At 59.9% G+C, this 13,853-nt stretch carries 16 protein-coding genes and 1 tRNA gene; 2 read left to right on the plus strand and 15 right to left on the minus strand.

The features are described 5' to 3' along the window. The 3 genes from NUW23_03515 to NUW23_03525 all read right to left on the minus strand — a co-directional run. The coding region (locus NUW23_03515; protein MCR4425248.1) for an FCD domain-containing protein at positions 1 to 602 on the minus strand (602 nt) is incomplete at its 3' end. A 102-nt stretch (positions 603 to 704) separates the two neighbouring features. Then, the gene (locus NUW23_03520; protein MCR4425249.1) at positions 705 to 1,424 is read right to left on the minus strand and encodes a phenylalanine--tRNA ligase beta subunit-related protein; all 720 of its coding nucleotides are present in this window, start codon (positions 1,422 to 1,424) and stop codon (positions 705 to 707) included. 188 nt (positions 1,425 to 1,612) lie between these two features. Then, positions 1,613 to 1,688 (minus strand) — tRNA-Val (locus tag NUW23_03525). Between the two features lie 273 nt (positions 1,689 to 1,961). On the opposite strand from NUW23_03525, the gene NUW23_03530 reads away from it, so the two are divergent. Further along, on the plus strand, positions 1,962 to 2,279 hold the full coding sequence (locus NUW23_03530; GenBank protein ID MCR4425250.1) for a nucleotidyltransferase substrate binding protein: 318 nt from the start codon (positions 1,962 to 1,964) through the stop codon (positions 2,277 to 2,279). Between the two features lie 92 nt (positions 2,280 to 2,371). Further along, entirely contained in the window at positions 2,372 to 2,542 is a 171-nt protein-coding gene (locus NUW23_03535; GenBank protein ID MCR4425251.1) for a nucleotidyltransferase domain-containing protein, read from the plus strand. Positions 2,543 to 3,401: 859 nt separating this feature from the next. On the opposite strand, the gene NUW23_03540 is transcribed toward NUW23_03535, so the two are convergent. From NUW23_03540 to NUW23_03595, 12 genes are all read right to left on the minus strand, one after another. Continuing rightward, positions 3,402 to 3,983: a hypothetical protein gene (locus NUW23_03540; GenBank protein ID MCR4425252.1), complete on the minus strand. Its 582-nt coding sequence runs from the start codon at positions 3,981 to 3,983 to the stop codon at positions 3,402 to 3,404. Positions 3,984 to 4,711: 728 nt separating this feature from the next. Continuing rightward, positions 4,712 to 5,797, minus strand: coding sequence for a succinylglutamate desuccinylase/aspartoacylase family protein (locus tag NUW23_03545; protein MCR4425253.1), 1,086 nt, complete (start codon positions 5,795 to 5,797; stop codon positions 4,712 to 4,714). A 74-nt stretch (positions 5,798 to 5,871) separates the two neighbouring features. After that, positions 5,872 to 6,030 carry a hypothetical protein gene (locus NUW23_03550; protein ID MCR4425254.1) on the minus strand — a complete coding sequence of 53 codons (159 nt, stop codon included), beginning with the start codon at positions 6,028 to 6,030 and terminating at the stop codon, positions 5,872 to 5,874. A gap of 12 nt (positions 6,031 to 6,042) precedes the next feature. Continuing rightward, positions 6,043 to 7,797, minus strand: a complete 1,755-nt coding sequence (locus NUW23_03555; protein ID MCR4425255.1) for a DUF6305 family protein — start codon at positions 7,795 to 7,797, stop codon at positions 6,043 to 6,045. 93 nt (positions 7,798 to 7,890) lie between these two features. Continuing rightward, complete coding sequence (locus NUW23_03560) at positions 7,891 to 8,406, minus strand: hypothetical protein (GenBank protein MCR4425256.1); 516 nt, start codon at positions 8,404 to 8,406, stop codon at positions 7,891 to 7,893. 30 nt (positions 8,407 to 8,436) lie between these two features. Next, complete coding sequence (locus NUW23_03565; GenBank protein ID MCR4425257.1) at positions 8,437 to 9,114, minus strand: hypothetical protein; 678 nt, start codon at positions 9,112 to 9,114, stop codon at positions 8,437 to 8,439. 3 nt (positions 9,115 to 9,117) lie between these two features. Continuing rightward, positions 9,118 to 9,468, minus strand: a complete 351-nt coding sequence (locus NUW23_03570; GenBank protein ID MCR4425258.1) for a hypothetical protein — start codon at positions 9,466 to 9,468, stop codon at positions 9,118 to 9,120. Between the two features lie 48 nt (positions 9,469 to 9,516). Beyond that, positions 9,517 to 10,224 carry an ABC transporter ATP-binding protein gene (locus NUW23_03575; protein ID MCR4425259.1) on the minus strand — a complete coding sequence of 236 codons (708 nt, stop codon included), beginning with the start codon at positions 10,222 to 10,224 and terminating at the stop codon, positions 9,517 to 9,519. 7 nt (positions 10,225 to 10,231) lie between these two features. Then, positions 10,232 to 11,170, minus strand: coding sequence for a DUF1177 domain-containing protein (locus NUW23_03580; GenBank protein MCR4425260.1), 939 nt, complete (start codon positions 11,168 to 11,170; stop codon positions 10,232 to 10,234). 10 nt (positions 11,171 to 11,180) lie between these two features. Then, the gene (locus tag NUW23_03585) at positions 11,181 to 11,945 is read right to left on the minus strand and encodes an ABC transporter ATP-binding protein (GenBank protein MCR4425261.1); all 765 of its coding nucleotides are present in this window, start codon (positions 11,943 to 11,945) and stop codon (positions 11,181 to 11,183) included. A gap of 38 nt (positions 11,946 to 11,983) precedes the next feature. Then, complete coding sequence (locus NUW23_03590) at positions 11,984 to 12,964, minus strand: branched-chain amino acid ABC transporter permease (GenBank protein MCR4425262.1); 981 nt, start codon at positions 12,962 to 12,964, stop codon at positions 11,984 to 11,986. 11 nt (positions 12,965 to 12,975) lie between these two features. Beyond that, on the minus strand, positions 12,976 to 13,842 hold the full coding sequence (locus NUW23_03595) for a branched-chain amino acid ABC transporter permease (protein ID MCR4425263.1): 867 nt from the start codon (positions 13,840 to 13,842) through the stop codon (positions 12,976 to 12,978). Positions 13,843 to 13,853 lie beyond the last annotated feature (11 nt).

Consider the following 13,853-nt stretch of genomic DNA (forward strand, 5'->3'; position numbering starts at 1 on the left):
ATCGCCCTGACTATCTCTTCATGAAACCGGATCGTTATGCTGGACAGCTCTATCAGGCGGTTTCGTTCGATGGTGAACAAGAGGAGCTCCCGCAGGATTGACACGAAATCGGCGAGAGGCCTGTTGCCGGAAGCTTTGGCAACAAGGTTGTGGAAGTCAGTATCCGCACTGATCAGTGCTTCATGATCTCCTGCACCCGACGCGGACTTCATCTTCGAAATCAGCGCGTTCAACTCATCAACCTGCTCGGCAGTTGCCCTCTGGGCCGCCAGCCGCGCGGTCATGGTTTCAACGGCCAGCCTGGCTTCGAGCAACTCTGAGACACCCATACCGTCTGCCAGCGCGCGCCATGGAACGGATCTGAACACATCCGAAAGCCTCGGCCTCGTGACACTGATGCCGCGGCCATGCTGTACATCGACTAGACCTGCGGACGCCAGGTTCTGCAGAGCCTCTCGGACAGTCCCCCGAGCCACTTCGAATGTCTCCGCCAACTTGTCGATGGACGGGAGCATTGCGCCAGGGCCCATGTTGTTCTGCTCGATGAGGCGTACGATTCCATCTGCCACCTGCTCAGAGGCGCGCTTCTTGACTCGGCTCATGCAAGATCACCTATTAGATGTATGATGAGTACATCGGTCATCTGATGACATTCTAGGCCAGAGTGGAAGGATGGTCAAGTAGTGGTAGGCCTGGGACAAACATCAGAGGATTCGCGCCTCGGGATGCTCCCGATCGACGAGATGGATCGTCACGCCGGTGCCGAGGAGATCCCGCACCGCCGCGGCCAGCGCGTCTCTGGCGGCGATGACGCGGTCCAAGTTGCCGCCCTCTCCGGAGAATCCGTCCACGGGGAAGAAGAGGTTAGTCGTCTCCGCCGTGGTCTTACCGTGGTTGCTCTGCCTCCAGATCCACCGGCGGGTGCGGACTTCGCCCCCCGAGACGTACACGATCTCTCCCGCGGGCACGGCCTCAGCCTCGTCGGACCCAAAAGGCGTGAACCGGTCCCCCTCCCGAGAGAACCTTACCTCCATGTCTGCACCGAGGGTGTCGATATCGTGGGATCCCATGGGGACGGCATGAGTCAGGGATATGGCGTTTACGAGGTCCACAATGGGGTTGATGTGAGGAAGAGTCCCACCCTTGGCGATCCTTGTGAGCATCGCTTCGATGGAACTCTGAAACTTGTTGGGGTTGATCCCAAGGGTTTCAAAGGCCTGCCTATAGGGGCGCACCTCCGTAGACTCCCGCACTGATCTGCCTTCGTACCGCTCCCGCGCCGAAGCCACCGCGTGGTCGAGCATCGTCCTGATTTCTTCCCGCTCAGTCCGGTTGTCGATCCCGGTGGCCACAACCACCCCGAACACAGCCTCGGGCAACACCTGAAATACCTGCTTGTCCACCTTGAAGTATCTTTCGCTCATCAGTGGCCACCTCGTAACCGATCGATCTCTGAGTTCTGTCCCCACTCGGGCCGAGCGCCGTTGCACGTGGCGCTTCTGCACCCGCACGGCATCGATCTGCGCTCTCCCGGGCCGAGCGCCGTCAGACCCACGCAGGCCATGCCCACATAAACAAAAGAGCCGGAACAATGCCATTCCGGCCCGAAAAGTGGTGGGGCAAACAGGGCTTGAACCTGTGACCCCCTACATGTGACGCAGGTGCTCTGCCAGCTGAGCTATTGCCCCACTTCGTACGCTTTAGTGTACCGATATTATACTACCCTGCCGAAGGCCGCGCAAGCCCATCTCATCGGCAATAACTGGATATATCTGCCCACCTCCTTACGGCTGAGCGCGAAGTGCTTGCTAGAGGGCTGGAGCAGCCGCGCCAGATCTAGAGATGAGATGAGTGGTCGGAGGGAATGACGCGAGCGCTGCGAATAGATGATATCGGCAGACGTATTCATCTCGCGTTCTGCTCGCGGCTGGCCGGATCAATGTGGCGGAGGAGGCGATCATGTGGTCGGGATCAGCGAGAATCAGCGCTTCATGGAAAGACTTGAGGATTTCGCCAGAGCGCTGTCTCGTCTAGCAGAGGGATTGGCTATGGACTCGGATTCCTCCATCATAGTTGACGGATGCATTCGGCGGTTTGAGTTCACGTATGAACTTGGGTGGAATGCCAGCAAGGCCTACCTAGAATATGGAGGGGCTTTGAATCCTAGGACCCCTCGCGAGATAATCCGTGAGAGTTATCGGGTTGGTCTGATTGAGGATGGAGACGCTTGGTTGGATATGATGGTAGACAGGAACCTGACATCTCACACGTATGACTAGGCCACGGCAAGACTGGTCTATGACAAGATCCGCGTCAAGCATTGGAAAAGCTTGTCCGCGCTGCTCGATAAGCTGAGGGAGGAATGCGCCACATGAGGTTCGGACTCAAGCCAAGGGAATTGGATGCTCTTTGCGTGGTGTTGGCGCGCTATCCATCTGTGCGCAAGGCCGAGGTGTTCGGATCGCGGGGGCGCGGGGATTTCTCAGACCGATCCGACATAGATCTAGCGATATACCACGACGGAATGGACTCCGGGAGCTGAACCGGCTCAGGATGGACATCGACGACTTGCCCATCATCTACAAGATCGACGTCGTTGACGCGAACCACCTGTCGCGGCCTGCCTTCGCCGCTAACATAGCACGCGACGGTGCTGTACTATACGAACGACCACAGTGAGCCTCGATGACGCAACAGGAGCAGCGCGCCGTGCTCCGCAAAGGTTCTGAGTCTGGCATGCAGTACCAGACGAACGGTCTGGCGAAGGATCCGTGCAGATGTCGGCGCCGAAGCCCGCCAGCCGAAGGAGCTGCGGCATGTCAAAGGCATGGCCGGAATCTTGCCAAACGCGGCGAGCCGTCCCTTCATGTCCGCGGCATGGCGGCATGGCACTCTAGTTCCCTTCCCGAGACGGAAGCCCGTCAACCAACTGTGATTATGTCACTCTTCTGGGGTTGATCCGTTTAGGAGAACCTCACCCTCGTGACCGCTCCCGCCCCGCTGGCAGTCTAGGAATCGTGCGCAGGCGCGCGGGCCAGGGCCGCCAGGGAGGTCCCTATACGGGTAGCCTGTTAATAGCATGTGTCCCAGTTCGCGGTTGACGAGCTCTGGGGCCCATTCCAGGCTTTATCCTGCTAGACGCCATTTACGTCTCCAGACTCGCACGAGTCCCGCGTTTCTCTGGACCCCGCGCAGCTCAAGGTGGCCAGAAGCAGCCTCCTTGCAGCTAGGGGCGTCGCAAACCCGGCGGTGGACGATACCTGCCAGAATCACGCCGCGCATCGGAGAAGGTACTTCGTCGCCACCCCGAGAAACCTCATCAACCAGGGGCCGCACTGGACCGCAACGCGTCTTGCGTTCCCTTGGTGGTGCATTGGTTCTGCGCTCGCCACATCTCCGCGTTAAGCCCCGGCCCGCGAACACGTTGTCCACCTCAGCCCCAGGCTCCGCTTTCCGGAACCGGGCCGGTACCCGATTCCGCGCTTCACGCACACCCGAGCCACGGCTGCGAGCCGGTCCCGCATGAGCTCGTCGACCCCGACCCGGGATTCGCCCGGTGCGAGTTCAGCTGTCACGTTCCCGAACCGGTCGAGGGCGAAGAGGATGTAGACCCTCTGTGAGCGGGGGCTGAGGAAGAGGTATTCTGACCATTTCGCCCGCAGCCTGATTCGGTGCAACACCGTGCCGGTGAGGTCCGTGAAGTAAGTCCGGCATCGCTTACATTTGTACTTTTGTATCCCCCGGGGCTTTCCATACCGGACGGTCTCCTTGCTTTCGCACCTGGGACAGACTTGACCTTCGGGCTTTGCGAGGTCGCTAACGTCGGAAAGGCTCACCTCAACGCGGTCTTCGCAGAACAGCGTGGGGACAAGATCAGGGCCTTGGCGGGGAAAGGGGATGGAGCAGAGATGGACGTCGGACAGGCCGGGACCAGGCCCGAAGGGGAACGGGCAGCGGGATAGGAGCGAGGTAGCATTAGGCATGGGGTGGCCTCCCTTCACTGTAGGTCGGTGACATCCATGTGTTACCATGGATCAAGAGGCCATCAACCATTAAGTGGGACTGGTGCAACGGAACGGATATCGATCGGCACACCGGGTGTTGGAGGCTGGCCCGTCCGGGGGGTTGCCTTCGGCCCACACCAGCATGGGCGGGCGTTGGCCTGTGAGCCCATTGGTGGCTCCCGTTCGGCCGCCGCCCGCTCCGGTCAGACGTTGACTTCGCCTTGGGCGGCACTGGCAATCGCGGCGGCTTGCGTGACGGTGATCTGCCTTTCACGCGCATGTACATTGCGTACGCTCTTGCTCAAGCCTTCTTGGTCAGGATAATGGTTCTCCCTCCCCATGGGTGACATTATCTGAGTCGCGTTGTGGGGTGACGATACCACAGACATATGGCATTCCCGCAAGGAAGGCCTTGATCGACGCGGAACGCTCGGGTATCATTCGGTCCAGACGGCTGTATTGTGTGGAGCGAGGGCTAGGTGAGGGCAGAACAGGCATCTGCCACGGTTTTTGCGAGATGTAGGGTTGCCATCCTACCATCAAACCTTCAATGAGGGAGCCGCAAGGCTCCCTCTCCATTTGTCTGCCTGCTTAACAGCTAGGAGTTCGTCTTCGATCTCCCGGTTCTCGACATAGCCGCTACGAGGGAAGCGACGCCCGGCGAAGGAAGCCGAGGCCACCAAACCTACCGGATCTCGACTGACACACTACCGAGGCGGGTTCAAGAAAGCCCCTACTCCCTTCGCGACTATCTCAGCGTAAGGTGGCACATTGATCGTCACGGCCCGGCCGGGCTTGCGCATCGTAAGCGCGTTCGCAAGCTGGTGGACTCCCGTGACGTGCCTTGCCACCCTTACCTCGAGAGGCCATCCCTTCTCGTCAAAGGGCACGAACAGCCTCCCCAGCTTCGCGCCCCATTCGTAGAACGGGTCGGTGCCCTCGACCATTATCCTCTCAGAAGTCTCCGACCGGAGCCTCCCGAAGGTAAGATTCGGCGCCTCCATCAGAACCGCCAAAGTCTCGGTGTGGTCCCCGAGTTCACGGTGGCTCAATCCGTGGAAGTTCACAGGGGATGGGCTCAGCGCGATCTGGATACTATTCAACATCATTCTCGTCTGGGCAGTCGCTGCGAGCGGCAAGGCCCTCTGGTGCGCGACAATCACATTGATGTTGGGATACTCAGGCATAGCCTCATGGAGATCGACCGTGAGATCCACGCCCTCCGCCTCGATCAGTTTCGTGACGCCATAGGCTATCCTCTCCGCGAGTCCGCCGTCGGGCCTCCCAGGAAACGCCCTGTTGACGTTCTGCGTCTCCTCCCCCGACAGCCTCTGCCCGGATGGATAGTGGACATACACCTCTGAATCAGGCCACGAATGGACGGGATTGACCGCCCGGGCTCCATACTTGAAGGTTCTGAGTTCTCCTGGAGTCTCGATGGAGAACCGTTGTGGGTTCCCCTCTCCCGGATCAGAGTGAGTAAACCCACTCTTGCAGGTGAACGGGATCACGAAGAGCCGGCCCTTGTCCATCGTAGCGGATTCGACCAGAACCGCCGCCGCAACCGACGCCCCTGGTTCGTTGTAGTGGACGCCCCCTAGTACTAACACGGTTCCCCCGGGTCCGGCCCCTTCCAGGACATAGACTTCGGTGTCGCCGGGGGTGCCTGCAAGAGCCGGGAAGTACTCGGAGAGCGTGATCTGCCTCGTAACACCAGGCCCCGGAATGATCAGATCCGGCTCCCACATCGCCTTGAACGAACCGCTCACCGTCAACACGATGATGCAAACCACGGCCAGCAGCCGGCCCCGAAGACCTCCGGCCTGGTCCCGCAGGCCTGTTTGGATTCTGGCAAGTGTACCACCACCTACTTGATGTTCAGGAACCGCAACAGAAGAGGGATCATCACTTTGGCGCTCATCACCTGTCTGCGGCAATCCTGAAGCGAGAGGGTGTTCCACGCGAGCACAGCTAGAAGGCCAAGCAAGATACACCGGTAGACGGCGTTCAACACACCCTGCGTCATCTGGATCCCTCCTTACAGCAGGATCCTGGCGCTCTTATCTGCCCAGGCGATCACAGCGAGCGCCACTACCGCGATGGCCGCGGTGGGAATGAGAGAAGCCCGCCAGACCCGTCCGTACGCCTCCACTCCCGCGACCTCTGCCGCGAACCTGCCCGCGATCGCTGTGGGCAGGGTGAACTGCGACAGGGCGCAGAGGAGCGCGAGCCCGGTGATGCCAATGATCTGGTTGCGGTCCAGGAAGAACAGGGCGAACGGGACACCGAATACTGATGCCGCCCCGAAAGGAGACAAGACACCGCCCGACAAGATCAGGCTCACCGCAGCTGCAAGGTACGCCAGCAACTTGGGTAAGCTTAAAGAACCCACCACAAGCAGCCCCCTGATTCCCGTGAGCGCTGTGATCTGCACAAACGTCCCCACTCCAACGAGTAGCTCCAAGACCCCAAGCATGGGGCAGCTTAGTGCCTTCCGCGCCGTGTCAGCAAGGTTGAACCGCTTCCCCGTCAGCACGGCCACACCCGTCCCGATGGCGAAGACAAAGGGAGTCCCGATATCCGGGATGGCCTTGGGAAAAGCTCGAATGGCAGCCATTATGCCAACGACCGCCAGAAGGGGAAGCCAAGCGCGGACGGAACGGCCCGTTCCTCGATCGTCGGGCAGCACGGCCATGAGTTGATCCAGGCTCACCTTCTTGACGTGCGGCAATCCAACGACGGGTCCAGTAATCACAGCCAGAAGAACAGACAGTATGAGTGTGGGCACGGTGAATCCCTCAAAAGGGGCATTAACGCCCGCCGCGATGGACATGGCAAAAAGGTTCGTCGGCGGGACCAGCATGCTCAGAATGGCTCCCATCCCGATTACCACAGACGTGGCGACCGGAGGAATTCCTATCCCGAGCATGATCGGGGCGACGAGCACCCCCACGCTCAGCACCGAGTTGACCGCTACCCCTGTGAGCGCGCGGGGGATCAGGAGAAAAGGCATGATCACCGTGAGCATGAGCGCCGGGACACGGTAAAGCCCTAACACAAGCGATCTCGTCATCGCCGCAGCAGCCCCTGACGCCTCAAGCGACTTGAGGAAGACCACGCCCGTGGCACAGATGAGGATGATGTTGAGGTGGGTGAACATCCCCTCCACGACATGCCTCAGTGGCAGACCGAAACCCGGCGCGGCCGCCGCCAGCGTGGACGAGGCGATCAAGATCAAGCCAAGCGGGGCACGTCGGAAGAAGACCATGCCGCATGCGAAGGCCGCAACTACGACGATGGTCGCTAGCAACACGTGGCTCGGCAAGTCAATCCTCCCCTTCGGGCAGTTCCAGTAAAGGAACATTGCCGTTAGGATCTGCATCAGTTCGTTGAAGTCCTTGAAGATGACCATCGGGATCTTGTGTTGCGGCGAAAGCCTGGTGAACAATCCGTCCTTGGCCTTCTTGAAGATCATCTGGTCCCGCTCGAGCTCTTCATCCTGATCTATTCCGGCCGCCCCGAGCCCTTTCAGGCTCGCCCCCATCACCACGGCCATGGTCTTGTACCCGCCCATCTTCGACGGGAGGATCATATTGTCGTGAGTTGCTTGTATGCCCAGAGCGTCCATGAACCCTATCAGGGTGAGCGAACCCGGCGTCTGCCCGGTGCAAGTGACCAGAATCGGCTTGCTGAACTTGGGTATAGGGGTTGGCGCGGACATGGCTCCCAATGCCATGGCTGCCAGAAGTGTCGCCAAAACCGCCGCGGCGGCCAGAGGTTTCCTCGTGTTCATCTGGGAGTGCTTCCTTGTAGATGATGTGTGATGATAAGCCGGGGCGGCGCCCGGATCTACCAGGCGCCGCCCCGAAAGCCGTATGCGTCCAGCCTATCTGTACTTGAGCGTCAGGACATCCCAAGGCCCCACCCAGTCGTGGCCGCGGCCTTTCGTGAAATAGAACGCGAGATCCTGAGCCACGCCGACTCTTGCATCCACGGTGGCACCCTTCATGGTGTCGGGATAGGCGCTCTGATGGCAACAGACTGAAGTCGATTTGAGGTGAGAGGGTACCCAGCCGTTGTCCTTATCCCAGATGTAGTCCACGCGTACACCAGGCTTGTCGATGTAGTAGTGGCCACGGTACCAGTCGATCACCATGTTTCGATCGATCTTGCCATAGTTGTACTTCACATTCCAGAAGTGAGTCCAGTGCCTCGTCCCGCTTACCGACAGGCCGCTGTAGGCGCCTACCTCCGGCCCGAACTCCACCATGGGCACCTCGGTCCTTTGATGGTTTTCATCATAGCTCCAGGTGGCCACACAGTGGTTGGTACATACCAGGAAGTTCTCCTCGCCGAAATCCCCGATCTGACGGACCGCGCACCTGCCGGGAACGATCTCCACACACCTAGCGTCCTTGAGGTCGGAGATCAGCTAGTTGATACCCCAAGCAGGCTGAACCATCTTCGATCCGGTCGCTTCGATGAAGCCGGGGCGACCATGGGTCAGGATATTGGCCGCCTCCTCAGCTGTCTCGGCAAAGCACGCGGCATACCAGTCGCCGATGTTCCACTCAAGCCCGTATGACCAAAGCTGTTTGGCGTTACCACCGGCGTACCCCGTAACGATCAGGCCTTTGTCGTTGCCGACCATCTGCCCGCCTATCTCTCCGGCAGACGCAATCGTCCAGATTCTATGGGCATTGGGATCAGAGGGAGTGGTCGTGCAGGTGACCTCGTAGAGTTGTGGGAAGAATACCTGGTCGCGGGTGCCGCCATGTATCGTGGTTCTGTCCTTGGTAGGCCCGTCCAGCTTGCCGATGACAACCACACCACTGCAAGCTGGCATCGTGTCTTCAGCAAACGATTCTGCCAGATCGAGAGAGCCTTCTACTACCGCGACTGTGCCAGGCCACATGTACTGGTTGCCATACACGCGCCTGAGGGCGAAATAGTGGTTGATGATCAGAACCTTGTCGTAGTCATTGCCGATGTGAGCGTAAGTTGATTTGGCCAATTCTGAGGAGGCGCCCTCCGCAATGCCCTGCATGAACTCGACGGCCTCCGGAACAAGCTGAGAGAGGCACTTCCCAAACAGCCTGGCGTCAGTCACGATCTAGTCGGCATCCTTGATGCTCGCGAAGATCTGGTCGTAGTACCCTTCGAACACCAGACGGACGAGATCACCGGCGCGCTCGCCGTACTGAATGCCCATCTCCTTCCACGTCCCGGTTAGGTCCCCGATGTACCGGGCATGTGGCACGTGGGGACTGCGGCTGCAGACTGTCCCTACGTCTTCTCCCTGGGAGTATAGCCCACGAAATGCGTCATTGACCAGTCGGCGGAAAGGAGGCGGGTCGTAGGAGCAGAGAACGACCTTCTGGGCAAGATCGATGCCGGGCAGGCTCACCACCAGGAAGGGGTGGCGTTCTATGTTCTTGAGGGTGTCCTGCTTCTGGCGTCTCATTCTGTCTCTGCCATGGCCACCTTGTCCACAGGCAACTCACCTCTAGCATCAGCATTCCGCGAGATAAGCCGCTCTGACCTCAGCGTTCTGAGCTATATCCCTGCCTGAGCCGGACAGGACCACACACCCGGTCTGCAGGACGTAAGCTCTGTCCGCGACCTGAAGGGCCATGTGGGCGTTCTGTTCCACCAAGAGGATGGTGGTGCCGGACTCCCTGATCTCCCTGATTACCTGAAAGACCTCCTTCACCAGGACCGGAGCCAATCCCATCGAAGGCTCGTCAAGCAAAAGCAACTTCGGCTGGGACATCAAGGCTCTGCCGAAGGCCAGCATTTGCTGTTCCCCTCCAGAGAGCGTCCCTGCCATCTGCTTTCTCCGTTCCAGGAGTCTGGGGAACATATGGTACACCCGCTCCAAGGTCTGGCGGCGCTTGGCGTGGTCCCGCACACGGTAAGCACCGAGGGTCAGGTTGTCCTCCACTGAGAGCTCCGGGAAGACCTGCCGACCTTCGGGAACCTGCACCACCCCAAGGACCACTATGTCGTAAGGTGGCATGTTAGCGATGTTGCGGCCCATGTACTCTATCCGGCCGGCGCACACTTTGGACAGTCCCGATATTGCCCGGAGGGTAGTGGTCTTGCCAGCACCATTCGCGCCAATCAGGGCGACCGTCTCCCCGTCCTCCACGCTGAAACTCACGCCCTTTAGGACTTCGATGTTCCCGTACCGGCACCGGACTCCATCTACCTTCAACATGGATGCCTCACCTCCGGCCTGTCCGGCATGGGTCCTGAAGCCTGACGAGACTCCCATAGGTCTTCACGGCGAGGTCGTATGCGGCATCATCCACCATGGTGCATCCCCCGCTGGTGAAGACCTTGGCCACCTCTATGGAGAACCTCACAGCGAGGTCTATGTCTACAGCCTGAGTCGCCCCGGTGGCGCAGCCGGGCACTGGAGCACCTGCCACGATCGCGAGCCCCATGACCGGGGCTGATGTGACCGTCGACGGCTGGACTATGCTGTTTATGTGTGGCAAGCCGTTGTCGTACGGCATGATGTCGTAGGTCGTCAGAGGAAGGACCCCGGGCAGTTCCCCGGTTACGTTCTGGTAGACATCCAGGATCTCGCTGGGAATAGGCAGGATGTATCCGCACTTCACAACAGGCGTCACGGCAATCCCGCGCCTGTTGAAGATCCTGTTTCCCCTGGTTGTATCAATGGAGATTATGGCGTCCATGGCCGGGTCCACTTCCATGCGGTTGAGGGTGTCCATGTCCACCGGGGACCCCATGAAGGGCACGGGCTCATGTGGGATTATGGGGGCGTTTGGGCACACGTGAGTCGCTATCATGACGTCCCCTTCCAGGACATCATCCCGCCTGTGCATGTCGGCGAGCTTAGCCGCGACTGACACAGCGGCGACACCACCGTCTGCATCGGACACCAACCCTATCTTGTGCGGCCTGGCTCCCAGCCCTCCCAGCCTTCCGATGATGCCGATGGTCGGGGCGTCACCGCCGGAAGCCTTCCCGCGTCGGCCAGGAACTGTCACGTTGATGAAGTCCGTACTCCCCAGGTCAGTTCCGACAGTCGTGACCCGTGCGTCGAGCCCCCGATCAGCCAGGACCCTCCTTACATCCTCACCTGTGACCCAGCCATCCAGCAGGTCTATTACATCCATCACGTGCCGCAACGACATTCAGCTCTACCTACCTCTCCGCGGACCCAAGATATGCTTCGATCACCTTCGGATCACTCATGACTTGCCGTGGCGGCCCTTCGGCGATCTTGGTGCCGTGATCGAGAACGGTAATGCATTCTGCCAGGTTCGTCACGAGTCTCATGTCGTGCTCGATGATAATCACTGTGATGTCTCGCTCGTCACGGATCCGCCGAATCATCTCCATCAATGCCACCGTCTCGTGGGGGTTCATCCCGGCGGCCGGCTCATCCAGAAGGATCAGGCTCGGGGCTGTGGCCAGCGCCCGGGCTATCTCCAGGCGGCGTTGCTCTCCGTAGGCGAGGTTTGAGGAGACCCGGTCGCCGTCACCCTCGAGTCCCACGAATGCCAGGAGTTCTCGGGCGTCCAGAGCCATATTCGCGTCGGCTCTCCGGTCCACCCCGGCAAGAATACGTGGCAGAGAGTAGGCGTTTCTGCACTGCAGGCCGACAACAACGTTCTCGGTGAGTGTCATCTCCCCGAACAACAGGATAGTCTGAAACGTACGGCCGACTCCCCTGTGCGCGATGGTGTGAGGCGGGAGGCCATGTATGGCGGCCCCCTGGAACTGGATCCTTCCTTTGTCGGGCTTGAGAATGCCGGTGATGACGTTGAAGAGTGTTGTCTTCCCGGACCCGTTGGGCCCGATAACCGCGTGGATCGATCCCCGCTCCACCGCGAAGGAGAGATCGTTCAGGGCCACTAGGCCACCGAACGACTTCTTGATTCCCTCCACCTCGAGAATGGCTGTCATGCACAAATCTCCCCCACCAGCCAGTTACGAACCTTCACTCACGATGACATCGCCCCCGGCCCAGCCCGTGACTCTCGCCGCCCGAGCCAGCGGCGGACGTGCGACACAACATCTGGAATGGATCCCACGACTCCTTTGGGCATGAACACTATGACTCCGATCAGGAGGAGGCCATACACCACCAGCTGATAATCCTGGAAAGGCCTGAACGCCTCCCGGGCATACATGAGCAACAGCACTCCCACGATCGGACCCGCCTGGTGCCCCATCCCACCGGCCAGCACCATGCAGAGTATGCTCACGGACTCCCGGAACCCGAACCCGTAGGGCGAGAGATACCCTTGCATGTGCGCGTAGAGGCTTCCCGCCACCCCTGCATATGCAGTGCTGATGACAAAAGCCAAGAGTTTCAGGTGGGCAGTGTCGACTCCCATGACCTCCGCCGCTACCTCGTTCTGTTTGACCGCCCTAAACGCCCTTCCCAGCGGAGAGCTGGCTATCCGGCCGGTGATCGCGAATATGCCGGCAGTCACCGCAAGTATCAGGTAGTACAACCTCACGCTGGAGTCGAACTCGAACCCGAACAGGGATGGGAACGGGATGCTCTTCATGCCGAGGGCGCCGCCGGTGACCGGGATCCAGTTCAAAAGGACGAGCTGAACTATCTCTCCCACTCCAATCGACGCGATTGCGAGGTAGGCACCGCGAAGCCGCAGAGTGGGCCGCCCCACGACGTAGCCGAGAGCCGCACAGGTGAGGATGGACGCGATGAGGCCGACGATGAAGGGCATGCCGAACCTCGTCGTAGCCAGGCCCGAAGCATAGGCCCCGACAGCCCAGAATGCAGCGTGGCCTATGGAAATCTGCCCGCAATACCCAACAAGCACATTCAGGCCCATGGCTACGATCATGGTGATCATCGCCATGTTGATGAGGTGGATGTAATAGAGGTTCTGGAAGACGACGGGGAACAGGCACAGAAGGCCCAGAAACAGTGCGCTGCGCATTTGCATGACCATACTCTTCATCCTCACGTCCTGCGTCCCATGATCCCACCGGGCCGCCACAAGAGAACACCGATGAGGATCAGGAATGCGACCGCATCCCGGTAAGTTGACACCACGCTGGCTGCCATGCTCTCCGCTACGCCCAGAACCACCCCTCCTGCGATCGCTCCGGGGATACTGCCGAACCCGCCAAGCACAGCCGCGGCGAAGCCCTTGAGCCCCGCAAGCGCGCCCATCTCGGTGGTGACGAAAAACACCGGGGCGATCAGGACTCCCCCTATTCCGCCCAGGCCTGCACTGATTGCTGCAGCCAGGGAGTCCATTCGGAAAACGTTCACCCCCATCAGCGAGGCCGCCTCCCTGTTCTGGGCAGTGGCCCTCATTGCCTTCCCGGGGACTGTGAAAGTGAAGAAAGCTTGGAGCAGCACGATGACTACCACGGCTATGCCCACTATCCACAGGTAGTGGGGCATCACCACAATGTCCCCAACCACGACCGGTTTGTCGCCGAAGACCGGTGGGAACAGGAGTGCTTGTGATCCCCACACCATCAGAGCAACAGCCCTGAGGGTGATGGACACCCCGATTGTGGCGATTATCAGGTTCAAAGGAGGGTAGCCCCGGAGGGGACGAAAGACGATGCGCTCAATGAGCATCCCCACCACCGCCACGCCCACTCCCGCGAGCACGAAAGCCATGGAGAACGGCAACCCCCACATGACGTAAATGGTCAGGCCGAACGTCGCGCCGAGCATGAACATGTCGCCCTGGGCGAAGTTGATCAGGCGAAGCGCGTTGTAGATGATTGTGAAACCCAGGGCCATCAGGGCATATATGCCCCCCATGGCCGTGCCTGACAGGACCACTTGAACCATGTCGGCAAACCGCAAGGTACCACCCC

The organism is Bacillota bacterium, from assembly GCA_024655925.1.
GTDB lineage: Bacteria > Bacillota > DTU025 > DTU025 > JANLFS01 > JANLFS01.